The following is a 20,775-nucleotide window of genomic DNA, read 5'->3' as shown; positions in this document are numbered from 1 at the left end:
GCGGTCACGGAGCCGGGTTGATCTCCTCGGCGGCCCGCTTCGGCGAGCGCTTCTGGCGCCGCCGCGCCGCGATCAGGACGCCGTTCACCTCGCCGCCGAAGATGAACATGGCGGCGAGCCAATACAGGAACACCAGCGCCACCATGGCGGTCGCAAGGCCGCCATAAGTCGAGACGTAGGCGCCTGCGAAGCCGTCGAGATACCAGCCGAACAGCGCGCCTCCGATCAGCCAGAGGACGAGCGTCGTCGAGATGCCGGGCACGATGTCGATGAAGCGGCGTCGCCCCGCCGCGATGAATTTGTGCGCGATCGTGAGGGCGCCGATGATCGCGGCGGTCGCCAGCATGAGCCGGATGATGGTGACGGTCAGGTTGAACGGGGCCAGCTGGGGCACGAAGCTCACCGCTCCGCGCCAGAGAAGTGGGCCGAGCACGACGAGGAAGCCGAAGGCCAGCATCGCGAAGGCGCCGAAGATCACATAGGCGATGGATTCGAGCCGGGTGAGCCACCAGGGCCGCAATTCCGGCTTGTCATAGGCGCGGTTGAGCCCGACGCGCAGAGATTCCACGCCCGAGGACGAGAAGTAGAGCGCGAGGATGGCGCCGTAGGTCAGGATGCTCGGGCGCGTCGTCGAGAGGACGCGGTGCACCTCCGCCGCGATCGGGCCGCCCACTTCCTTGGGCCAGGCTTCCAGAATGACGTTCGCCGCTTCGTCCGCGAGATTCGCCGGCCCGAAGAGCGGCGCGAGCGCCGTCAGCAGGATCAGGAAGGGGAACATCGAGGTCAGCGCCGAAAGGGCGATATGGCTCGCGATCGCCCAGCCGTCATGGGTGACGAAGCGCTGGAACGCGATCGTCGGAACGTCGAGGGGCGAGATGGAGCGTTTCACGGCCGACATCTGCCGAGGCACATGGCAGCCCGGTCGCGGCGGCGCAAGGCTGGAAGAGGCTCGTCCCACGGCTTTTGCACCTCGATCGGGCCGATCCCGGACTGGCGCGCGGCGGCGTCTGCGCGGGCGTCGGGTCCGACCGGTGTCGCGCGCGGCTTCTGATCGGGACGAGGGCGGGCTACACGGCCCCTGCGCCCGCTGGCGCGAAGCGTCGACATGAACCTTTCCCTCGTCATTCCGCCTCTCTTCGTCCTGATGTGGGCGACAGGGTTCGTCACGGCCCGACTCGTCGCGCCGCATATCGAGCCGATCTCCTTCCTCGTTCTGCGTTTCGGCTTGACGACGATCGTCCTCGGCGTCTTCGCACTGGCGGCCGGCGCGCCGTGGCCGCGCCGGCCATCCGAGTGGGCGCGGACGGCCGCGATCGGGATCCTGATCCAGGGAGTCTATCTCGGCGGCGTGTTCTGGGCCGTCAGGCACGGTCTCCCGACCAGCGTTTCGGCGCTGATCGCGGCGACGCAGCCGCTCCTCACGGCCTTGGTCGCGCTGCCGCTCCTCGGCGAGCGCGTCTCGCCGAGGCGCTGGCTCGGCGTCGCCGTCGGCTTCGTCGGGGTGGCCCTCGTTCTCCTGCCCAAGATCGGTGTCGGCGGCGGCTACGGTGTCCTTCCCCTCGTCGTGAGCGTCGCGAGCCTGATCGCCATCACGCTCGGCACGATCTGGCAGAAGAGGGCCGGCGGGGCTCAGGACATGCGCACCGGCATGGCCATCCAGTTCGGCGCCTCCGCGATCGCGCTCCTTCCGCTCGCTTTTGCGACCGAGACCATGCGTGTCGATCCGGCCCCCGCCTTCTGGATCGGGCTCGTCTGGTCCATCTTCGGGCTGTCGATCGGCGCGGTCATGCTGCTGTTCACGATGATCCGGCGCGGCGCGGTGGTCGGTGTCGCGGCCTGGCTTTTCCTCGTGCCGCCGATCACGGCCCTGATGAGCCTTGCGATCTTCGGCGAGACGCTGGCCCCCGTTCAGATGCTCGGCATGGCTGTTGCGATGGTCGGGGTGGCGCTCGCGACGCGATCCTGACGATTGACGCTTCGGGAGCCTTGAGGAAAAGGAAAACCATGTCCGCCTCGTCCCCATCCGCGCCCGCCGCCGATCTCGTCACGCTCGCCAGGGAGGGTGCGGCCTCCGCCGCCGACCTCGTCGCGGAAGCCTCGCGGCGCGTGCGCACGCGCCTCGTCGAGGACGGGCGCGTCTCGGGACAGAAGCTCGAAGCCGAGCAGCACGCGACCCACGCCCTCGCCTGGGCGGCGACCTACGCGATCGCGCTGCGCGAACTCGCCGCCTATGCCGAACGCCTCGCGGCCGAGGGACGGCTGGGCGAAGCCGAGACGCTGCTCGTGCGGATCGGCATGGGCGAGTATCTCGAACAGCTGTTCTCAGGCATCCCGATGAGCCAGCTCGAGACGGCCCGGCTCGCCGATCTCGGCCTGCCCGCCCGTGAGGCGGCGCGCTTCCGCACCGATGCCGTCGAGAGCCTGATCGAGACCGGCAACACGACCGGCAACCGCGCCCGCCTCGTCGCCATCCTTCGGGAGAAGGGGCCGTCGCCCGCCGATACCGGCCTCGACGAGACGCTGGAGGCCATCCGGGGCGAGATGCGCCGCTTCGCCGAGCGCGAGGTCGAGCCGCATGCCCATGGCTGGCACATGCGCAACGAATACATCCCGATGCCGGTCGTCGAGCAGATGGCCGAGCTCGGGGTCTTCGGCCTGACCATCCCCGAGGAATTCGGCGGGATGGGGCTGTCGAAGGTCTCGATGTGCGTCGTCTCCGAGGAATTGTCGCGCGCCTATATCGGCGTCGGCTCGCTCGGCACGCGCTCGGAGATCGCGGCCGAGCTGATCCTCGGCGGCGGCACCGACGAGCAGAAGGCCCGCTTCCTGCCCAAGATCGCCTCGGGCGAGCTCCTGCCGACGGCGGTCTTCACCGAGCCGAATACGGGCTCCGACCTCGCCTCGCTGCGCACCCGCGCGGTGAAGGAGGGTGAGACCTGGAAGGTCCACGGCAACAAGACCTGGATCACCCATCCCGTCCGGGCCGACATCATGACGATCCTCGTCCGCACCATCCCCGAGGAGAAAGGCTACAAGGGCCTCTCCATGCTGATCGGCGAGAAGCCGCGCGGCACCGACGCCGATCCCTTCCCGGTCGAAGGCCTGACGGGCGGCGAGATCGAGGTGCTCGGTTATCGCGGCATGAAGGAATACGAGCTGTCCTTCGACGGATTTGCCGTGAGGGGCGACAACCTCCTCGGCGGGGTCGAGGGCCGCGGCTTCACGCAGCTCATGCAGACCTTCGAATCCGCCCGCATCCAGACGGCCGCGCGCGCGACCGGCGTGGCGCAATCCGCGCTCGACGTCGCGCTCCGCTATGCCGAGGAGCGCCAGCAATTCGGCAAGCCGCTGACCCAGTTCCCGCGCGTCGCGGACAAGATCGCGATGATGGCGGTCGAGGTCGCGATCGCACGGCAGATCACCTATTTCGCCGGCCGCGCCAAGGACGAGGGCACGCGCTGCGATCTCGAGGCGGGGATGGCGAAGCTGCTCGCCGCGCGCATCGCCTGGTCGGCCGCCGACAACGCCGTCCAGATCCATGGCGGCAACGGATTCGCGCTCGAATACCCGGTGAGCCGCCTTCTCTGCGACGCCCGCATTCTCTCGATCTTCGAGGGCGCGGCCGAGATCCAGGCCCAGGTCATCGCGCGCCGCCTGCTGGAGAGCCAGTAGAGGGTCGGCCGAACGGCTCCCCGGCGCCGTCCGTTCACCGGCTGGACGCAGCGGAGCGCGCCGCGCGAGGCCGTCGTGCCGACGCTCACGCCGCGCGGCGGAGCAAGAAGCGGTTGCCGTCGGGCGTATCGAGCGCCCCGATCCGCGAGGCCGAGGCGAGGATGGCCGCGACCCTCGGCTCGATCCGCCGGCCCTGCCGGAAGACGGAGGCGATCCTGGGCGCGTCCATGGGGCTCGTGGCCGAGGCGAGAGCCGCGAAGATGGCGGCGCTCTGCTCGACCGCCCCGGCCGGGAAGCTCGGCTTCTGGCGCGGCAGTACGATGTCGAGCGGGGCCTGCCTGCCTCTCTCCGCCGCTTCCTGACGATCGGTATCCCTGGCGAAAAGCGGGATCTGGTAGTCCGGTCGCAGCCAGCGCACGAGGCCTTCCCGCTCCTCCTTCGCCCGCTCCCGGTTGAGCGCGACGAGGCGTTCGAGGATGGCTTCGTCCGAGAGGGATGGCGGCCAGCCATAGGCCTGCATGACGAGGCGATCGAGCCGGTCGTGGAGTTCCTTCAGGATGAGGACGAGCCCCCGGTCGCGGATCGCCTCCTCCTTGGCGTCGAGCGGGCGGCCGGCCTTCAGCGCCTCCAGGACGTTGTACAGGCCGGTCAGTGTGAGCTCCGGATGCTCCGCCTGCCGAGCCTTGCGGAAGGCGTCGAGCTCCTCCGCGACGGCGCGGATTGTGCCCCTCAGCGCATCGGACGGGGCAGGGAAGGGGAAGGGGTCGAAACAGGCCGACTTCGTGTAGCGAGGGCGATCCTCGAGGGTGCCGCCGGCATGCGCACTCCAGAGGAGATGCGGGTGTGATGAGAGGATGCCGAGTTGGAGCGCATCCGCCGCAGCGATGCAGACCAGCATGTTGTCCGGCATGATGTCGGAGGGAAGAAGCTGGAAGGTCCGATGCCGGGCGGTCTCGACCGTCGCCACGTATCGGCTCAGGCCGTCCAGGGCGGGCCGCAGCTCTGTTCTCGGCTCGCCGAAGACCCACCAGCTCTCCCGATAGGATGCGCGCGCGTTCCAAGCCCGCCCCACGCGCCGTCCCTCGCCGTCGACCTTGTCTCTCACCTCGCGCAAGACGTGCTGGTACACCTCCGGATAACGCAGGCGAACCTCGTCCTCCGTCAGGCCGAAGAGGTCGATCACCATCACGCCTCGAGGCCGCGCGGTCAGGTCGCGGCCGTTCCGGTAGGCGAGGATATGCCGTTCCAGACCCGGCCGGCGGCCGAGCCCCAGATGCTCGGCCTGCTGCGGGGTGACGATGAAGCCGGCCCCGTGAAGTTTCACGCCCGGTGAGCACAGTCCGGCATTCGCGCGAAGCGGCAGAGCCGAGGTGACGTCGACCCCGACCGTCAGGTCCGGATTGATGCGTCCGGTTCGGTCCGCGAAGGTGATCGCGGGCTGGTCGGTCTCGAGGCCGGATTCGCTCAAGACCTCCCGCAAGGCGCCGTCATGGGCGCCCGCCTCGGCGACCGTCATCGCGATCCGCACGGCGGCGGCGTCGGGCGTCGCCTTCGTCCAGGGATGATCGGGGATCGCCATGACGAGCGAGATCGGCGCCTTGCCGTCGAGGCGCCTCTTCATCACGCGGCGCGAGAAGTCCTGCGTGACGGAATTCGTGGTCACGAAGCCGAAGCGGCGGAGCGCCGTGCCCTTGCGCGTCAGGAGTTCGGCCGCGCGGTCCCACCAGTACATGACGAGATCGGCCGACGGATTGATGTGGCGGTGCGCGGCCCACAGCGCTTCGGCATGGCCGTCGCCGAGCCGGCCACGCAGGTCCTTGCCGCCGATGAAGGGCGGGTTCCCGACGATGAACTCGGCCGCAGGCCAGTCGGGTCGGCGGGGGTTCGGATAGGTCTCGCGGCCGCCGGTGACGGCGGGGACGGGCGCGCCGTCCCAGGTCAGGATCGCGTCCGTCTGCCGGATGTTCCGGAACGCCTTCAGGATCGGCTGTTCGGGAATCCCGCCCCGCATCCGGAAATGGAGCTGGAGATACCCGATCCACAGCACGAGTTCTGCGATGGCGGCGGCGCGCGGATTGATCTCGAGGCCGAGGAAGTTGTGCGGGTCGATCGTGTGGCCGCCGAGGCCGATCAGCGATTCCTGGCCGCCGAGCGCGACGAGCGCCTCCAGGACTTCGCCTTCGAGCTTCTTCATGAGTTCGAGCGCGACATAGAGGAAGTTCCCGGTCCCACAGGCCGGGTCGAGCACCCGCGTCTGGCACAGGGCCTCATGGAAGGCTCGCACGGCGGCGAGGGCTCCCTTCGCGTCGCCGGCGGCCCGGCGCTCCTCCGCCGCCGACTGGACGCTTCGCCAATCGGCCTGGAGCGGCTCGATCACCGTCGCGACGACGAGCCGCTCGACATAGGCGCGGGGCGTGTAATGAGCGCCGAGCCTCCTGCGGTCGGCCGGATCGAGCGCCTGTTCGAGCAGCGTGCCGAAGATGGCCGGCTCGACCTCGCGCCAATCCTGCTCTGCGGCGGCGGCGAGTTCGCCGATCTCCTCCGCGCCGAGCGGCAGGACCTTGGCCTCCCTGAACAGCGAGCCGTTGAAACGCATCACCTTGGCCCGGATGGAGATGGCGTAGGGGGAGCCCTTGTCCATCGCCTCCCACAGCTCTCCGACGAGGCGCGGGAACGCCTCCGGATCGGCGCGGCATTCCCTCAGCAGGTCGCGGAAGGATCCGCGCGGCAGAAGGCCGACATCGGCGGCGAACATGGTGAAGAGGCAGCGCATCAGGAAATGGGCGACCTCCTCCGCCGCATGGCCCGCGCGCTCGAGCCGCCGCGTGGCGGCGGCGAGACGCTCGGCGATCCGACGCGTCGCGCGGGCGGCGATCCGGCCGGGATCGAGGGAGGTCGGATCGAGCCAGATGGCGCGGAGCCGGTCGCGGATCGCCGCCTCGCGCAGGTCTTCGAGGCGGATGCGGTAGCTCTGCCGGTCCGGGAACTGCGTGTAGTTCCGGCCCTGGCCGGAGAAGTCGGCGAAGACCTCGATCACGCGGCCGACGTCGCAGACGAGGATGAAGGGCGGCCAGCCGTGCGAGGCCGGCAGGGCGCGGGCATAATCCTCGGCCTGGCGCTTGGCGTTCAGCATCAGGACGTCCCAGCCGCCGCGCGCGCCGCACCGCGGCCGGTCGTCCTCCGGTCGGAAGAGATCGGCCTGCCCGGCGATCTCCTTGGCGTTCCCCTTCAGGCGCGACTGCTTGGCCTCGAGGACGAAGCAGTCGCGCTTGTAGAGGTCGATCCGCCCCGTCGTCTCCGCCTCGCCCCGCCGCTTCGGGACGGCCCTTTCGAACACGTAGTCGTTGTGCTCATGGGTTGCGCCAGCGGGGTCGGGGGAGGGGAGGCGGAGAAGGCCGATCAGCCCGAGCAGGAAGAGGCCGTAATTCGCTCTCTCCTGGCCGCCTTCCCGGTCGGACCAGCGCGCGATGAACGCGTCGATCTCTGCCGGTGGTGCTGGCGCGATCTGGGATTGCATCGCGACATAGTGATGCAATCGAAAGATGCTTCAAGATAAAAATTCTGTCCTGGGTTGTGGTGAGTGTCCGCCGGCTCGCGGTGCGGTCGAAAAGGGCCGGGAGCGGGAGCCGCGAAGGGGAGCTGTCAGAACAGGTCGGGCCGCCTGATCCGGAGCGTCTGCAGCAGGAGCATGGTCTTGGCGTCGGGGAGATCGCCCCGATCGGCCATGTCGGCGAGATCGCGGAGGGAGAGCTCGACGACGGTGATGTCCTCGGCCTCGGACGCGACGCCGCCGCCCGGGCCGGACCGGTCGGCCAGCGTGTAGGCGGCGAGATAGAGGTGGATCCGCTCGGTCGAGATGCCGGGCATGGTCTGCATGACGACGACCGGCTCGATCTCGCGCACGGCGAGACCGGCCTCCTCCATCGCCTCGCGCCGGATGCAGGCCTCGGGCGTCTCGTCCTCCTCGATCAGGCCGGCGACGATCTCGAGCGTGTCGCGATGACCGCCCGCGAGCAGCATCGCGACCCGGAGCTGGAGGACGAGGAGTGCGGTGCGGCGCTCGGGATCGTAGGCGAGGAGGCCCGCGGCTCCGCCGTGATCCTCGACCTCGCGCTTCAAGCGGACGCCGTCGGGGCGCCGGACGGTGACGCCGAGATAGCGGCCCCAGCCTTCGTACAGCGTCTCGACCGCCTCGATCGTGGGTCCGCCCATGCCGGGTCAGTCGATCGTGATCGCGGCCGGATCGAAATCGACCTTGGGATATTGAGGGTCCATCTCCTCGAGCGTCGCCCGCACGATGGTCGCGACCGCGGCGTTGCGCGCCCATTTCTTGTCCGCGGGGATCACGTACCACGGTGCGATTGCCGTCGAGCAGCGTTGCAGCATGGTCTCGTAGGCGCGCAGGTAGTCATCCCAAAGCTTGCGCTCGGCGACGTCGGACGGATCGAATTTCCAGTTCTTGTCAGGATTGTCGAGGCGGGACTGGAGGCGTTCCTTCTGCTCGTCCTTCGAGATGTGGAGCATAAACTTCACGATGTGGGTCGAGGAGGAGATCATGTCCTCGAAGGCGTTGATCTGCTCGTAGCGATGTTCGATCACCTCCCGCGAGGCGAGCTTGCGCACGCGTCCGATCAGGACGTCCTCGTATTGCGACCGATTGAAGATGCCGATCGTGCCGCGTTGCGGGCAGGCCTTGTGCACCCGCCACAGGAAGTCGTGAGAGAGTTCGACCTCGCTGGGCTTCTTGAAGGAGGTGACGGAGACCCCGAGCGGGCCGGTCCGGCCGAACACGGCCCGTGTCGTCCCATCCTTCCCGCTCGTGTCCATGCCCTGGAGGATCACGAGCAGCGCGCGCCGCCCCTCGGCGAAGAGCCGGTCCTGCAGCGCGTCGATCGCGAGGGCATCCTCCTCCGTCTGCGCCTTCGCCGTCTCCTTGTCCCCCACATGGCTAGTCTCCGCGGGATCGAGCGCCTCGAGATCGACCGCGGCATGCGGCTTGACGTGAAAGCGGCGGCGGAGATCGCGGGCGCGTTGCGTGACGGATTTCAAGGGGGCGGCCTCGCTCTTGAGTTGGTTCTAGGACGACGCAGCATGCGCTCCGGGACAGATGCGTCAATATCCCGGCATCGAGCCGTTGGCCGGGCCTTCGGCGCGCTGGCGGGCCGGCGAACGGACCGGCGTCGCGAGCGCGCTTCTATCGCCGTGCGCGCCTATGGCACTCGGGGGTTGTGATCAAGTCATGTCAGGGGCTAGAACCCCTCTGCCGACGTCGCTGCCGTGGTCGAAGAAGTGAGATTTCTCTCCCCCTACGTTTTGAAATGGGCGACGATCGTCACATTGTTTTGTGCCGCGCTGTCTATATCGACGTCTACAGCCGTCCGATATTACCTGGGCGTGAAGTCGGACGGTATTACGATCATCGTTCGCTTGATACTGCCGTTCATCATCGCCTTTCCGATTGCGGTTGTCCTTTTTTCGAAGATCGAACGGCTTGATCTTGCCTACAGGAGTCTTCTGAAGAAGACGCGCGAATTGTCGAGGCGAGCCAGTACCGATCCTCTGACGGGGCTGTTGAACAGGAGAAGCTTCGAAGAGCAGTTCGACGCCGCGATCAAGCTCCGTTCGGGCGGCAAGTTCATCATCGCTGACGTCGACTATCTCAAGTCGATCAACGATCGGCATGGCCACCTTGCCGGTGACAACGCGATCCTGGCGGTGTCCCATGCGCTGGAGATCGTCCTGGGCGACGAATGTCTCATCGCGCGCATCGGCGGCGACGAATTCTGTGCGTATGTGCCCCGGGGCGAAGCGCGAACGGTCGATCGGCTCGTCGTCGCCATCAACCGCGCCGCGACGGACAATTTCCGGGAGCGATCCGGCCTCCCGCATGTTCTATCGGTTTCGGTCGGGGTGCAGCGATGCCAGTCCGGCGTCACCTTCCAGGAGATGATGTCCAGCGCTGACAGCGAGCTCTATCGGAAGAAGCGAAGCCGCTCCCCTGTGGCCCCGGCCCGGGGAGCGCCGCAGGTATCCGAAGCCGACATCTGAGGAAGCCGGTCCGGCGCAGCGCGCCTCGGCGACGCTCGATGGATCAGGCGACCCGGCGGGCGTAGTCGTCGGAGCCGCCGCCGCGATGGCGGAGTTCGGAGATCATGCCGACGATCTGCTGGGGCTGGTAGGGCGTGCGGATCGACGGCGCGCCCTTCACCTTGGCGCCTTCGGGGATCCGGAACGGCATGCGCGACGTGTAGATGACGTCGATGCGCGGATTGCGGAGACGGGCGGCTTTCGCGACCTCGACGCCGGGGATGTCGCCGCCGAGATCGGCATCGACGACGAGGATGTCGATCCTCGTCTCTCCGGTGAGCGCGACCATCGCCTCGACGCCGTCCTTGGCGAGGATCGGCTCGTATCCGTACATGGCAAGCCCGTTCGCCGTGATCTGGCGGGTCAGCCCGTCGCTCGCCACGAGGAGCACAGTCAATTGCCTGGCCACGGTTGATCTCCGAAGTTTCGTTGCGCCGCTCGTCCCTCACCGCCGGTCCGGCCCCAGGGGCTCGGCAGCATTCGTCAATGAGATCTTAATCTGACCACTCAAACTCTAACGAGGCGTTAAGAGCCGCCGGCCGGCCGACTCGATTTGGGACGGATGCGGCGGCCCGAGCGAGGGGGCGGCAGCAAGCGTCCCCCCTGTCGCGACCTTAGGTCGCCCCTCGACCGGCAGGTCCGTTTTAAAACTGAGCGGTGGGTGCCCTGCCGCACGGAAGCGCGAGGACGGGCGTCATCGGTTCCCGCCCGGTCTAGCGGGAGGGACGACGCGCGCGGCCGGGCGATCAGAAGCGGAGCGAGCGCAGGGAATGGTCGGCGCGCGCCGCATTCGCGGTGGCCGCGACGATGTCGAGGGGGCGGCAGGGCTTTCGCACGAAGGTGGTTCGCGAAGGCAGGGCCGGGGCATCGCCCGAGCAGACCGTGCGCGAGGTGACGATCACGCTCATGGTCGGCCAGAGGACCGAGATGCGCCGGGCGAGCGCGAGGCCGTCCATGCTGCCGTCGAGAGACATCTCGATCAGCGCGATATCCACGCCGGACGGGCTGGCGCAGAGGTGATCGATCGCATCGTCGGCATCGGCGACCTGCGTGATCTCGAGATCGAATTCCTTCATCATCATTGCGGCGAGATCGCTGCGGCAGCGATCACTCTCCACGATGAGCGCCGTACGCCGGCGCAGTCCGGCGGTGCTCATCCGGCCTCCTGTTCTACCCCCAGGATCCGAGTGGCGAACGTTCTCGCCGACGGCAGCGTCACGCTGCTTCACAGGCAGTGTCGTCAAAACCTCGCCGCAGATCAACCCCGGACGCCGCGCTGGGTTGACGCCGCTCGCGGGACCCCCGAGACAGGCGCGGACGGGCTGGGAGGCAGATATGGCCGGACGGCTGCACAACAAGACCGCGATCGTGACGGGGGCTGCCCAGGGCTTCGGCCTCGGCATCGCGGAGACCTTCATCCGCGAGGGTGCGCGGGTCGCGATGCTCGATATCAACGAAGCCGCGGTGGCGAAGGCTGCCGAGCCGTTCGGGGCGGCCGCCATCGGGCTCGGCTGCGACGTCTCCAAGGCCGGCGACGTGAACCGCGCGGCCGAGGCGGCGATCGAGCGGTTTGGCGGCGTCGACATCGTCGTCAACAATGCCGGCACGACCCATCGCAACCGGCCCATGCTGGAGGTCGAGGAAGAGGAATACGACCGCATCTTCGCCGTGAACGTGAAGTCGGTCTACCTCCTCACCCGAGCGGTGCTGCCGCATTTTCGCAGCCGCCGCGGCGGCTGCATCCTCAATATCGGCTCTACGGCGGGCATCCGGCCGCGGCCGGGCCTCACCTGGTACAACGCCTCGAAGGGCGCGGTGAACCTTCTCTCCAAATCGATGGCGGTGGAGCTCGCGCCCGACCGGGTGCGCGTCAATTGCATCGCGCCGGTCGCCGGGGACACGCCGCTCCTCGCCTCCTTCATGGGCGAGGACACGCCCGAGAAGCGCGAGGCTTTCAAGGCGAGCATCCCCTGGGGTCGGCTCTCGACCGCCCAGGATATCGCGAACGCCGCTCTCTTCCTCTGTTCGGACGAGGGCGAGATGGTGACAGGAACGGTTCTCGCCGTCGACGGCGGCCGATGTGTCTGAGAGGCTATAACTCCCGATGAGCGAACTCTTCTCCCCGATCCGGATCGGCCCCCTCGATCTGCCCAACCGGATCGCGATCGCGCCGATGTGCCAGTACAGCGCCATCCATGGCGATGCGAATGACTGGCACCTTGTCCATCTCGGATCGCTCGCCATGTCCGGGGCCTCCGTCCTCGTGCTGGAGGCGACGGCGGTCGAGGAGATCGGCCGGATCACGCATCATTGCCTCGGCCTCTACAACGACGACAACGAGGCCGCTTTCGCCCGCATCATGGGCTTCTGCCGCAAGCACGGCTCGGCCCGGATCGGGATCCAACTCGCTCATGCCGGCCGCAAGGCTTCCTCGCAGGTGCCCTGGCAAGGCGGCCGAGCGCTCGGGCCGGACGGCGATCCCTGGCAGACCGTCTCGGCCTCGGCCATCCCCTTCGCCGACGACTGGCATACGCCCTCCGAGGCGACGGAAGCCGATCTCGACCGGATCGTCGACGCCTTCGCCGCGACCACGCGGCGCGCGGCCCGGCAGGGGATCGACCTCGTCGAGGTCCACGCCGCCCACGGCTACCTTCTCCACCAGTTCCTTTCGCCGCTTTCCAACAAGCGGACAGATGCTTACGGCGGTAGCCTCGAGAACAGGATGAGGTTTCCGCTGCGCGTCTTCGACGCCGTCAAGGCGGTCGCGCCGGACACCATGGCCGTCGGTGCGCGGATCACCGGGTCGGACTGGATCGAGGGCGGGATCGACGTCGAGGAGGCCGTCGCCTTCGCGAGCGAGCTCAAGGCTCGGGGCTGCCACTATATCGACGTCACCTCCGGCGGGGTCGCCCTCGGCGCCAAGATCGCGATCGGCCCTGGCTATCAGGTCCCCTTCGCGGCGGAGATCCGCCGCCGCGTCGACATCCCGGTCTGGGCGGTCGGGCTGATCGTCACGCCTCACCAGGCCGAAGCGATCGTGGCGTCCGGCGAGGCGGACATGATCGCCCTGGCCCGCACCGTGCTCGACGATCCGCATTGGGCCTGGAACGCTGCCCAGGTGCTCGGCGCGGAAGTCGCGCGTCCGCTGCAATATCAGCGCGCCGCGCCGAACCTGTGGCCGGGAGCCGCCTACAAGCACGAGCCGGCGCTCAAGGCCGCCGAGTAAATCTTTGACGTTGTCAGGAGCGGGCCGTTCGGCCGCGCCGGAGGAGAATACCATGAAGGAGGTCTTCGTCTGCGAAGCCGTCCGCACGCCCATCGGCCGCTTCGGAGGCGCCCTGGCGCCGGTGCGGACGGACGATCTCGCTGCCATCCCGATCCGGGAGCTGCTGAAGCGGCATCCCGGCATCGCGGATCATGTTGACGAGGTCTATCTCGGCTGCGCCAACCAGGCTGGCGAGGATAACCGGAACGTCGCGCGGATGGCGGTGCTTCTCGCCGGGCTGCCGGATTCCGTGCCGGGCGTGACGCTGAACCGCCTCTGCGCTTCGGGCCTCGACGCGGTCGGGGCGGGCGCGCGGGCCATCAAGGCCGGCGAGGCCGATCTCGTGATCGCGGGCGGCGTCGAATCCATGACCCGCGCGCCCTTCGTGATGGGCAAGGCCGAGACGGCGTTCCAGCGCTCGGCCGAGATCCACGACACCACCATCGGCTGGCGCTTCGTCAACCCGCTGATGAAGCAGCAATACGGTGTCGATTCGATGCCGGACACCGCCGAGAACGTCGCGCAGGATTTCCAGGTCTCGCGCGAGGACCAGGATGCCTATGCGCTGCGCTCGCAGCAGCGCGCCGCGGCGGCGCAGGCGGCGGGGCGGCTCGGCGCGCGGATCGTTCCGGTCGAGATCACGGGCCGGAAGGGGCAGGTGACGGTGGTCGACCGGGACGAGCATCCGCGCCCGGAGACGACCGCGGAGATGCTCGCCAAGCTGAGGCCGATTCGGGCCGGAGGGTCGGTCACGGCCGGCAACGCCTCGGGCGTGAACGACGGCGCGGCCGCGCTGATCCTCGCCTCGGCCGAGGCGGCGGAGAAGCACGGGCTCGTGAAGCGGGCCCGCGTGCTCGGCCTCGCCTCCGCGGGCGTGCCGCCGCGCGTCATGGGCATCGGCCCCGTCCCGGCGACGCGCAAGCTGCTCGAGCGCCTGGGCCTGCGCGTCTCGGACATCGAGCTGATCGAGCTGAACGAGGCCTTCGCCTCGCAGGTCCTCGCCTCGCTGCGCCAGCTCGGCGTCGCCGACGATGCCGAGTTCGTCAATCCGAATGGCGGCGGCATCGCGCTCGGCCATCCGCTCGGCATGTCGGGCGCCCGAATCGCCATGGATGTCGTTGAGGAACTTGGCCGCCGCGGCGCGCGCTACGGCCTCGCCACGATGTGCGTCGGCGTAGGGCAGGGCGCCGCCATGGCCTTCGAGCGCGTGGACTGATCGCTCTGCGAAACAAAGGTCGACAGAGTGCTTGCGCCGGCCGGCGCGAGCCTCTATACGGCCCTTCCCGGCGGGCACGATCCGCCGGCATCCCGGGCGTGTAGCTCAGCGGGAGAGCACTACGTTGACATCGTAGGGGTCACAGGTTCAATCCCTGTCACGCCCACCATCAACCCGCTTCAATACATTGCTTTTTGGGATTGAGCGGGCGCCGATTGCCTGAAGGTCGCGGCGGTTCAATCGCACGTCGATCGCAATTAGCTTCCGGTCGCACCGATCCTGCAGCAGGGATGGGATGGCGTCCGTCGCGAGCGCTTCGTCGACGTCTATCCCGATCGCCTCGTCGAACATCTCTTCGCGTGCATGACGATCGGTTGGGGCCTCTGGCTCATCGTGCCGTGGCGACGGACCTTCGGGAACCCCATCAATGCCGCTCTGGCGGAGCTCGCCTCCGAACGGCAATGGGGCGTCGTCTTCCATGGAAGGCTTCGGCGATTGTCGTCGGATACCTTGCCTATACGAAGGAGGCGGCGAGCGGCCGGCGCGAGCCGCTGAAGCCCGAAATCCTTCCGACCGCCGACGGGCCCTTTCCGGGCGCCCGCGACATCGAGTGCTCGTGAACGCGATCACGATGCTGACGGCGGCCCTGACCCGCTGCGCCGGGTGCCTCGAGGCCGAGGCTCACGATCGTGAGATGGACGAAGAGGCCGAGAAGCGAGCGGAGATGCGAGAGCTGCGGGAGATCGTCCGCGCCATGCGGCAGGCGAGACCGGCGTGAAGCGGAGGTGGACGGCCCCGCCGTGCCGGAGGGGCTGCCGATCGAGCTGTCGCCTCGATGATCCCGACGAGGCCCGTCCGAGCGAAGTAGCCGTGTTCGTGAAGGCGACATCGTTGGGATCCAACGTACGATTCTATCGAAACGGCAGAAGCAACAAATTTCATCGCGTTCAGAGATAGACCCTTAACCGGCGATGTGACGGGTGAGACTTGTAGTGCGCGGGGCGGTGGCCTCATGCTCAGGAGGCAGCGATGGCAACCATCTCATTCACCTATGGCGGCGATTTTGATCCGACCAGTACGGTAAACTTCACCAATACGAACCCTAACGACTATCAAAACTCAGCCATTAGTTACGGCGTCGGTCCTTATACGTCGCCAAGTTGGTTTCTGATGAATTTCGGAGTAGCCAATTACAATGGCGGATCGTTCTTCGGCGACCCAAACGATTTTTCCGATTGGATGCGCGCCGATCAGTATTCGATCAGTGCTAATTTTTCGCAGAATTTGGCACCCGTTGCGCTCGGAGGTGGAAACTTCGGAGATATTCTTATAGCGGGTCTCGGGAACGATAGCCTGTCCGGGGGCGGCGGCAACGACCGCCTCGACGGCGGCCTCGGGGCCGACACGATGACGGGCGGCACCGGCAACGACATCTTTGTCGTCGACAATGTCGGCGACGTCGTTGTGGAACTCGCCGGCGAGGGGATCGACCAGGTCCGCACCACGCTCGACGGCTATGTCCTCGGCGACAACGTCGAGAACCTGTTCCTCATGGGCAGCGCCGATCTCAGCGGCTTCGGCAACGCGCTGAACAACATCCTGATGGGCAACAGCGGCGCCAACACCCTCTCGGGCGGGGCCGGCAACGACCGACTCGACGGGCGGGGCGGCGCGGACATCCTCATCGGCGGCATCGGCAACGACACCTACTACATCGACGATCTCGGCGACGTGATGGTCGAGGAGGCGGGCGAGGGCTACGACACCGCCATGCTGGGCGTCGACGGCTACGTCCTCGCCGACGGCGCCTCGGTCGAGCGCCTGATCCTGCGCGACGGCATCGTCTCCGCCACCGGCAACAACCTCGACAACGTCATCCAGGGCAACGGGGGCGACAACGTCCTCTTCGGCGGGGGCGGGCGCGACACGATCCGCGGCGGGGCCGGCAACGACACGCTGATCGGCGGCGCGGGCATCGACAACCTGTTCGGCGGGGCGGGCGCGGACACCTTCGTGCTGACCGCGACGACGGCCGACCGCGACATGATCCGCGATTTCGTAGCGGCCGAGGATATGCTCCAGATCAGCGCCGCCCTCTTCGGCGGCGGCCTGGTCGCCGGGGACGAGCTCACGCCCGAGCAATTCGTGCTGAGCACCACGGGCCGGGCGACCTCGGCGACGGATCGGTTCCTGTACGTCGAGAGCAAGGGCCATCTCTATTACGACGCCGACGGCTCCGGCCGCGACGAGGCCCCGCAGCTCATCGCCGTCCTCACGACCAACCCCACCCTCACCGCCGCGCATTTCGACATCGTCATCTGAGGCGGGCAGCGACCGTCCCACGACAGGAAAGCGATGGGCGCATCGGACGAAGCGCCCATCGTGCGGCACGACGGCTGTCGATCCCCTGTCGCCGACGGGTGCGGCGGCCCTCAGGATTTCGAGCCGAGCGCCTTGGCGACGGCTTCGCCGAATTCGCGGGCCGAGGCCGGGTTCTGGCCGGTGATCAGACGGCCGTCGACGACGACGCGGCTCTGGAAGATCGGCGCCTCCTCGAACGCCGCGCCGGCGGTCTTGAGCGCGCCCTCGAGCTCGAAGGGCACGATCCTGTCGTATCCACGCGAGGCCTCTTCCTCGGCGGTGAAGCCTGTCAGCTTCTTGCCCTTGATGAGCCTCTCGCCGTTGGCGAGACGCACGCCGAGCAGTCCCGCAGGACCGTGACAGACCGCGCTGACGATCCCGCCGCGATCGTGGATCGAGCGGATGATGGCGTCGAGTTCGGGATTGTCGACGAAGTCCCACATCGGGCCGTGACCGCCGACGAGCTGGACGGCGGCGTATTTCGTCGGGTCGACATCCGACAGCTTGATCGAATTCGCGATCTTTGTGCGATGGCCTGCATTCGTCCAGAAATCGAGGGTCGCCTGGTCCTTCAGATCGAAGCCGTCGAATGGCGAGAGGCCACCCTTCGGACTGGCGATGTCGAACTCGATGCCGGCCTTGTCGTAGACCTCGACCGGGTGGGTCAGTTCCGGAAACCAATACCCGCCGACGAGGTTGGGCGCCTTCTTGTCGAGGCTGGAGACGACGATCAGGATCTTCTTGGGCTGGCTTGCACCTTGGGCCCATACGACGCTCGGCGCCGCGGCCAGGGTCGTCAGCGCGACGAAAAGTGCTGCAATTCGCTTGAACATGGGATGCCGATCCTCGCTTGGGGGAACACGGGACCTGTATCGCCGCGCGCGGGGTCGGCCGGTAGCCGTGCGAGCTATACTGATTGTTTAGCGAAGCGCTTGAATGGGCGCGTCATTGCCTCCCATGATGCATCGAATTCCCACCGATCCCGGAGGACCGCGCGTGAGCCGCCAGAATCGTTTCGACGGTCTGCCCGAGTTCCTCGCCATCGCCAGGCAGAGGAGCATCCGCGGCGCGGCCCTGGCGCTCGACGTGACGCCCGGCGCCGTCAGCCAGGCCTTGCAGCGGCTCGAACGACGGCTGGGCGTCGCCCTGTTCCACCGCACCACCCGACGGCTCTCGCTGACGGGACCCGGCGAGGCCCTCCTGGCCAGGATCGGGCCGGCCGCGGACGCGATCGATATCGGCCTGGAGGAGGCCCTTCGAGCCTCGGAGGAGCCGGTCGGCACGCTCCGGCTGATCGTCGACCGCATCGCCCTGACGCAGGTCCTGCCGAATGTCCTGCCCGACTTCCGCCAAGCCTATCCGGCGGTCGCCATCGACATCACCGTGAGCAACCGGCAATCCGATTTCGTCGGCGAGGGCTACGATGCCGGGATCATGATCGGCTCGTACATCGCCCAAGAGATGATCGCCGTGCGGCTCTCGCCTCGGTTCCGCTGGGCGGTCTTCGGTTCGCCGGCATATTTCGCCGCCCATGGCCGTCCCGAGCGACCCGGCGACCTCGCCTCCCACCAGTGCATCCGGTTCCGCAGGCCGGGCAAGGGCGACATCTACCGGTGGGAATTCGTCGAGGACGGCGAGGTGGTGCGCATCGAGCCGAACGGACCGATGACGGTCAACGATGCCGAGCTGATGCGCCGGATGGCCGCGCGGGGGCTCGGGCTCATCTATTCGTCGACCTACCATTCCGCGACGGAGATCGAGGCCGGCACGCTCGAACCGGTCCTGCTGGACCATTCCCCGAGCGCCGATGCGCTCTACCTCTATTTCGCGCGGACGGCGCAGGACCAGCCGAAGCTGCGGGCGTTCATCGAGATGTGCGCGCGCTCTGGCTTCGCCGCGGCCCGCGTTGCTCCCGGTGCCGGAGGCGCCGAAAGGACGCCGCAGGCTCCGGGACCCGCGCGCTCTGCGCGATGAGGCGATCCGCGACCGCTCGGCCCCCGTCAGAGCCCGAGATTGCTCTTCTCGTTCCGCAGGAACATCATCTGCGAGGTGTAGGCGTCGACGAGGCAGTCGATATCGGTGCCGCAGGCGTTGCGGGTCTGCAGGAACTTGGTCTGGGCCTGCTTCACGCGCGACATGGTGGCTGCCGGAGCGCCGCTTCCCACGATCAGCAGATACATCCCGGCCGTGCTGTCATCGAGCCGGCTGAGATTGGCGTTGCCGCAGATCGCCTTTTCCGCGGGAAGCGCGGCGAGCTTGCAATCGAAGGAGGCCGCGCTCGCACCCGATGAGGCGGCGAGCGGCGCCGCTCCGATCGCCGCCGCGAAAAGGAGGCGGCGGAGCGCCCCGTCGAAACGTTCGTGCATGGAAAGGCTCCCCGATCGGTCGTGCGTCCGCGACGCGGATGGTTCTGCTCTCAGGGCGAGGTGCAGGTCTCGCGCTGGTCGCCCCGGGTGAGCGTCGCGCCGCGGCCCTTGATCCAGAACTCGATGCCGTCGCCGACATAGCGCCCGCCATCCGCCGACATGGCCTGGGGCAGCCTCAGCTTGCGATCGGAGCCGGTGAAGGTGAGCACGACGTGCCCGTTCGGGGCGCCCGGCGGAGAGAACTGCGCCAAGAGGCGCGTGCCGCCGCTGCATTCGTACTGCGCCTCGGTCGCCTGAGCGGCGCCGGCCGCGACGACGGACAGCGCCGCCGCGAGACCCATCCGTCGATAATCCATCGTTCCGATCCTTCGTTCTCGGCCTGGAAGACCGAATGGCGCAGTCGTGCAACGGTAGCTGGCCGCGGGGCGAAGTCTTCCGCGAAAGGAGAGCACGGTCACACCGATCGTGCTCTCGTCGCATCTTCGGGCGGAGATCGTTCTCGCCCGGAGTTGCTCAGTCGCCGAACTTTTCGGCGGCGAATTCGATCCCGGACTGAACCTCGGTGATGGCCTGCTGGATGAGGCGCATGGCCTTGACCCGGTGGCCGCCTTTGTCGGAGGTCGATTCCCGCAGCGAGCCGAGCGCGCTGTAAAGGGAGGAGACGGCGCGTTCCATGTTCCCCTGATAGGCGAGGGCTTCGTTCGCCGCGACGGTGGCGACGGAGGTCGCGGCGAGACCCGCCCCGGCCAGACGAAGGACGTTGCGGCGGGATTTCTCAGTGGTGTTCATATCCTCGATCCTTCTGACAATGGCCGCTGATGAGACGGAATCGCGCGGAGGTTGCGGCGCGCTCATGGAAGGGGCGAGCGGCGCCGAGTCGTCAATCGCGAACAGCAATTTTGCCACGATGCCCCCTTTGCCGGGCTGGGGTTCTCGGACGGCCGGGTCTTGCCACGAGGCCCGCGATTTGATCGGACAGGCCCGAGAGACCGAATACGGTGGAGCGAGAGGAAGGGCGAGATGGATCTCAAGTCGCTGCGGGTCGAGATGCGCGGGCCCATCGCCGTCGTCACGCTGTCGCGGCCCGATCGGCGCAACGCGATCGACGAGGCGACGGTCGAGGAGATCGGGCGCTTCTTCGAGAAGCCGCCCGAGGGCACGAAGGTCATCGTCCTGACCGGCGAGGGGCCGCATTTCTGCGCCGGTCTCGATCTCGAGGAGCATGCGCGGCTCGGGCGGACGCCGGTCGAGTTCATGCGCATGTGCCAGCGCTGGCATTGGGCCTTCGACCAGATGCAGTTCGGCGGAACGCCCGTCATCGGCGCGCTCCAGGGCGCGGTGGTGGGCGGCGGCCTCGAGATCGCGGCGGCCTGCCATAGCCGCGTCGCCGACGAGACGACCTTCTTCGCCCTGCCCGAGGGCCAGCGCGCGATCTTCACCGGCGGCGGCGCGACGGTCCGGGTCGGGCGCATCATCGGCGCCGGGCGGATGGTCGACATGATGCTCGCCGCGCGCACCTACGACGCCAAGCGCGGCCTCGATCTCGGCCTCTGCCACGAGATCGTGCCGCCCGGCCGAAGCCTCGAGCGCGCGCTCGAGATCGCCGAAGCCGCCGCGAAGCACGCGCCCTTGTCGAACTACGCCATGGTCACGGCCATCAGCCGGATCAACGACATGTCGACGACGGACGGGCTCTTCGCGGAAAGCCTGATGGCGGGGATCGTCCAGTCCGGCCCGGAGGTCGCGGCCGGGCTCGCCGAGTTCCTGGAGAAACGCGCGAAGCGGTTGGAGACGCGGTAAGAGACCGC

Annotated in this window: 21 protein-coding genes and 1 tRNA gene; 11 read left to right on the top strand and 11 right to left on the bottom strand. The window is 67.9% G+C overall.

The window, feature by feature from the left end:
* Window positions 1-4 precede the first annotated feature (4 nt).
* Window positions 5-898 carry a YihY/virulence factor BrkB family protein gene (locus EV668_RS10130; protein WP_133769619.1) on the bottom strand — a complete coding sequence of 298 codons (894 nt, stop codon included), beginning with the start codon at window positions 896-898 and terminating at the stop codon, window positions 5-7.
* 207 nt (window positions 899-1,105) lie between these two features.
* Here EV668_RS10130 and EV668_RS10125 point away from each other — a divergent pair, with 207 nt between their 5' ends.
* Window positions 1,106-1,966, top strand: a complete 861-nt coding sequence (locus tag EV668_RS10125; RefSeq protein WP_133769618.1) for a DMT family transporter — start codon at window positions 1,106-1,108, stop codon at window positions 1,964-1,966.
* Window positions 1,967-2,004: 38 nt separating this feature from the next.
* Entirely contained in the window at window positions 2,005-3,672 is a 1,668-nt protein-coding gene (locus EV668_RS10120; RefSeq protein WP_133769617.1) for an acyl-CoA dehydrogenase family protein, read from the top strand.
* An 85-nt stretch (window positions 3,673-3,757) separates the two neighbouring features.
* Here the strand turns inward: EV668_RS10120 and EV668_RS10115 are convergent, their stop codons facing one another.
* The 3 genes from EV668_RS10115 to EV668_RS10105 all read right to left on the bottom strand — a co-directional run bounded on the left by EV668_RS10115 (window position 3,758) and on the right by EV668_RS10105 (window position 8,721).
* Window positions 3,758-7,207: a class I SAM-dependent DNA methyltransferase gene (locus EV668_RS10115; RefSeq protein ID WP_342636828.1), complete on the bottom strand. Its 3,450-nt coding sequence runs from the start codon at window positions 7,205-7,207 to the stop codon at window positions 3,758-3,760.
* A gap of 107 nt (window positions 7,208-7,314) precedes the next feature.
* Window positions 7,315-7,884 carry an NUDIX domain-containing protein gene (locus EV668_RS10110; RefSeq protein WP_133769616.1) on the bottom strand — a complete coding sequence of 190 codons (570 nt, stop codon included), beginning with the start codon at window positions 7,882-7,884 and terminating at the stop codon, window positions 7,315-7,317.
* Window positions 7,885-7,890: 6 nt separating this feature from the next.
* Complete coding sequence (locus EV668_RS10105) at window positions 7,891-8,721, bottom strand: PPK2 family polyphosphate kinase (RefSeq protein WP_133769615.1); 831 nt, start codon at window positions 8,719-8,721, stop codon at window positions 7,891-7,893.
* A 240-nt stretch (window positions 8,722-8,961) separates the two neighbouring features.
* Here EV668_RS10105 and EV668_RS10100 point away from each other — a divergent pair, with 240 nt between their 5' ends.
* The gene (locus EV668_RS10100; RefSeq protein WP_425359615.1) at window positions 8,962-9,720 is read left to right on the top strand and encodes a GGDEF domain-containing protein; all 759 of its coding nucleotides are present in this window, start codon (window positions 8,962-8,964) and stop codon (window positions 9,718-9,720) included.
* Window positions 9,721-9,763: 43 nt separating this feature from the next.
* On the opposite strand, the gene EV668_RS10095 is transcribed toward EV668_RS10100, so the two are convergent.
* Window positions 9,764-10,168, bottom strand: coding sequence for a response regulator (locus EV668_RS10095; RefSeq protein ID WP_133769614.1), 405 nt, complete (start codon window positions 10,166-10,168; stop codon window positions 9,764-9,766).
* 337 nt (window positions 10,169-10,505) lie between these two features.
* Complete coding sequence (locus EV668_RS24760) at window positions 10,506-10,916, bottom strand: response regulator (protein WP_166652402.1); 411 nt, start codon at window positions 10,914-10,916, stop codon at window positions 10,506-10,508.
* A gap of 178 nt (window positions 10,917-11,094) precedes the next feature.
* Here EV668_RS24760 and EV668_RS10085 point away from each other — a divergent pair, with 178 nt between their 5' ends.
* The 4 genes from EV668_RS10085 (at window position 11,095) to EV668_RS10070 (ending at window position 14,409) form a co-directional block, all read left to right on the top strand.
* The gene (locus tag EV668_RS10085; RefSeq protein ID WP_133769612.1) at window positions 11,095-11,847 is read left to right on the top strand and encodes a glucose 1-dehydrogenase; all 753 of its coding nucleotides are present in this window, start codon (window positions 11,095-11,097) and stop codon (window positions 11,845-11,847) included.
* Window positions 11,848-11,863: 16 nt separating this feature from the next.
* Window positions 11,864-12,985 carry an NADH:flavin oxidoreductase/NADH oxidase gene (locus EV668_RS10080; RefSeq protein WP_133769611.1) on the top strand — a complete coding sequence of 374 codons (1,122 nt, stop codon included), beginning with the start codon at window positions 11,864-11,866 and terminating at the stop codon, window positions 12,983-12,985.
* A 52-nt stretch (window positions 12,986-13,037) separates the two neighbouring features.
* Complete coding sequence (gene pcaF, locus EV668_RS10075; RefSeq protein WP_133769610.1) at window positions 13,038-14,240, top strand: 3-oxoadipyl-CoA thiolase; 1,203 nt, start codon at window positions 13,038-13,040, stop codon at window positions 14,238-14,240.
* 94 nt (window positions 14,241-14,334) lie between these two features.
* Window positions 14,335-14,409: transfer RNA gene (locus tag EV668_RS10070), tRNA-Val, on the top strand.
* Here the strand turns inward: EV668_RS10070 and EV668_RS10065 are convergent.
* Window positions 14,388-14,720: a hypothetical protein gene (locus EV668_RS10065; protein WP_133769609.1), complete on the bottom strand. Its 333-nt coding sequence runs from the start codon at window positions 14,718-14,720 to the stop codon at window positions 14,388-14,390. The two genes, EV668_RS10070 and EV668_RS10065, sit on opposite strands and share 22 nt — an antisense overlap.
* Window positions 14,721-14,856: 136 nt before the next feature.
* Between EV668_RS10065 and EV668_RS24755 the strand changes: the two genes are divergently transcribed.
* Window positions 14,857-15,018, top strand: coding sequence for a hypothetical protein (locus EV668_RS24755; RefSeq protein ID WP_166652401.1), 162 nt, complete (start codon window positions 14,857-14,859; stop codon window positions 15,016-15,018).
* 251 nt (window positions 15,019-15,269) lie between these two features.
* A complete protein-coding gene (locus tag EV668_RS10060; RefSeq protein ID WP_133769608.1) occupies window positions 15,270-16,562 on the top strand; it encodes a calcium-binding protein in 1,293 nt (430 codons plus the stop codon).
* Between the two features lie 110 nt (window positions 16,563-16,672).
* Here EV668_RS10060 and EV668_RS10055 read toward each other — a convergent pair whose 3' ends face one another.
* Entirely contained in the window at window positions 16,673-17,434 is a 762-nt protein-coding gene (locus tag EV668_RS10055) for a type 1 glutamine amidotransferase domain-containing protein (RefSeq protein ID WP_133769607.1), read from the bottom strand.
* A 163-nt stretch (window positions 17,435-17,597) separates the two neighbouring features.
* On the opposite strand from EV668_RS10055, the gene EV668_RS10050 reads away from it, so the two are divergent.
* The gene (locus EV668_RS10050; protein ID WP_133769606.1) at window positions 17,598-18,575 is read left to right on the top strand and encodes a LysR family transcriptional regulator; all 978 of its coding nucleotides are present in this window, start codon (window positions 17,598-17,600) and stop codon (window positions 18,573-18,575) included.
* A gap of 26 nt (window positions 18,576-18,601) precedes the next feature.
* On the opposite strand, the gene EV668_RS10045 is transcribed toward EV668_RS10050, so the two are convergent.
* From EV668_RS10045 to EV668_RS10035, 3 genes are all read right to left on the bottom strand, one after another.
* Window positions 18,602-18,967 carry a lysozyme inhibitor LprI family protein gene (locus tag EV668_RS10045; RefSeq protein WP_133769605.1) on the bottom strand — a complete coding sequence of 122 codons (366 nt, stop codon included), beginning with the start codon at window positions 18,965-18,967 and terminating at the stop codon, window positions 18,602-18,604.
* 50 nt (window positions 18,968-19,017) lie between these two features.
* A complete protein-coding gene (locus EV668_RS10040) occupies window positions 19,018-19,323 on the bottom strand; it encodes an MliC family protein (RefSeq protein WP_133769604.1) in 306 nt (101 codons plus the stop codon).
* Window positions 19,324-19,480: 157 nt separating this feature from the next.
* A complete protein-coding gene (locus EV668_RS10035; RefSeq protein WP_245512981.1) occupies window positions 19,481-19,873 on the bottom strand; it encodes a hypothetical protein in 393 nt (130 codons plus the stop codon).
* 114 nt (window positions 19,874-19,987) lie between these two features.
* Here EV668_RS10035 and EV668_RS10030 point away from each other — a divergent pair, with 114 nt between their 5' ends.
* Window positions 19,988-20,767 carry a crotonase/enoyl-CoA hydratase family protein gene (locus EV668_RS10030; protein WP_133769602.1) on the top strand — a complete coding sequence of 260 codons (780 nt, stop codon included), beginning with the start codon at window positions 19,988-19,990 and terminating at the stop codon, window positions 20,765-20,767.
* Window positions 20,768-20,775: the final 8 nt, after the last annotated feature.

The organism is Enterovirga rhinocerotis (assembly GCF_004363955.1).
Classification (GTDB): Bacteria; Pseudomonadota; Alphaproteobacteria; order Rhizobiales; family Beijerinckiaceae; genus Enterovirga; species Enterovirga rhinocerotis.
This window is presented reverse-complemented; position numbering and strand designations above follow the sequence as displayed.

Excerpts from the sequence above, each read along its gene's own strand:
- EV668_RS10030 (WP_133769602.1), top strand. The coding sequence starts at position 19,988 with ATGGATCTCAAGTCGCTGCGGGTCGAGATGCGCGGGCCCATCGCCGTC.
- EV668_RS10110 (WP_133769616.1), bottom strand. The coding sequence starts at position 7,884 with ATGGGCGGACCCACGATCGAGGCGGTCGAGACGCTGTACGAAGGCTGG.
- EV668_RS10045 (WP_133769605.1), bottom strand. The coding sequence starts at position 18,967 with ATGCACGAACGTTTCGACGGGGCGCTCCGCCGCCTCCTTTTCGCGGCG.
- EV668_RS10120 (WP_133769617.1), top strand. The coding sequence starts at position 2,005 with ATGTCCGCCTCGTCCCCATCCGCGCCCGCCGCCGATCTCGTCACGCTC.
- EV668_RS10060 (WP_133769608.1), top strand. The coding sequence starts at position 15,270 with ATGGCAACCATCTCATTCACCTATGGCGGCGATTTTGATCCGACCAGT.
- EV668_RS10125 (WP_133769618.1), top strand. The coding sequence starts at position 1,106 with ATGAACCTTTCCCTCGTCATTCCGCCTCTCTTCGTCCTGATGTGGGCG.
- pcaF (WP_133769610.1), top strand. The coding sequence starts at position 13,038 with ATGAAGGAGGTCTTCGTCTGCGAAGCCGTCCGCACGCCCATCGGCCGC.
- EV668_RS10065 (WP_133769609.1), bottom strand. The coding sequence starts at position 14,720 with ATGGAAGACGACGCCCCATTGCCGTTCGGAGGCGAGCTCCGCCAGAGC.
- EV668_RS10080 (WP_133769611.1), top strand. The coding sequence starts at position 11,864 with ATGAGCGAACTCTTCTCCCCGATCCGGATCGGCCCCCTCGATCTGCCC.
- EV668_RS10130 (WP_133769619.1), bottom strand. The coding sequence starts at position 898 with ATGTCGGCCGTGAAACGCTCCATCTCGCCCCTCGACGTTCCGACGATC.
- EV668_RS10040 (WP_133769604.1), bottom strand. The coding sequence starts at position 19,323 with ATGGATTATCGACGGATGGGTCTCGCGGCGGCGCTGTCCGTCGTCGCG.
- EV668_RS10055 (WP_133769607.1), bottom strand. The coding sequence starts at position 17,434 with ATGTTCAAGCGAATTGCAGCACTTTTCGTCGCGCTGACGACCCTGGCC.
- EV668_RS10085 (WP_133769612.1), top strand. The coding sequence starts at position 11,095 with ATGGCCGGACGGCTGCACAACAAGACCGCGATCGTGACGGGGGCTGCC.
- EV668_RS24760 (WP_166652402.1), bottom strand. The coding sequence starts at position 10,916 with ATGAGCACCGCCGGACTGCGCCGGCGTACGGCGCTCATCGTGGAGAGT.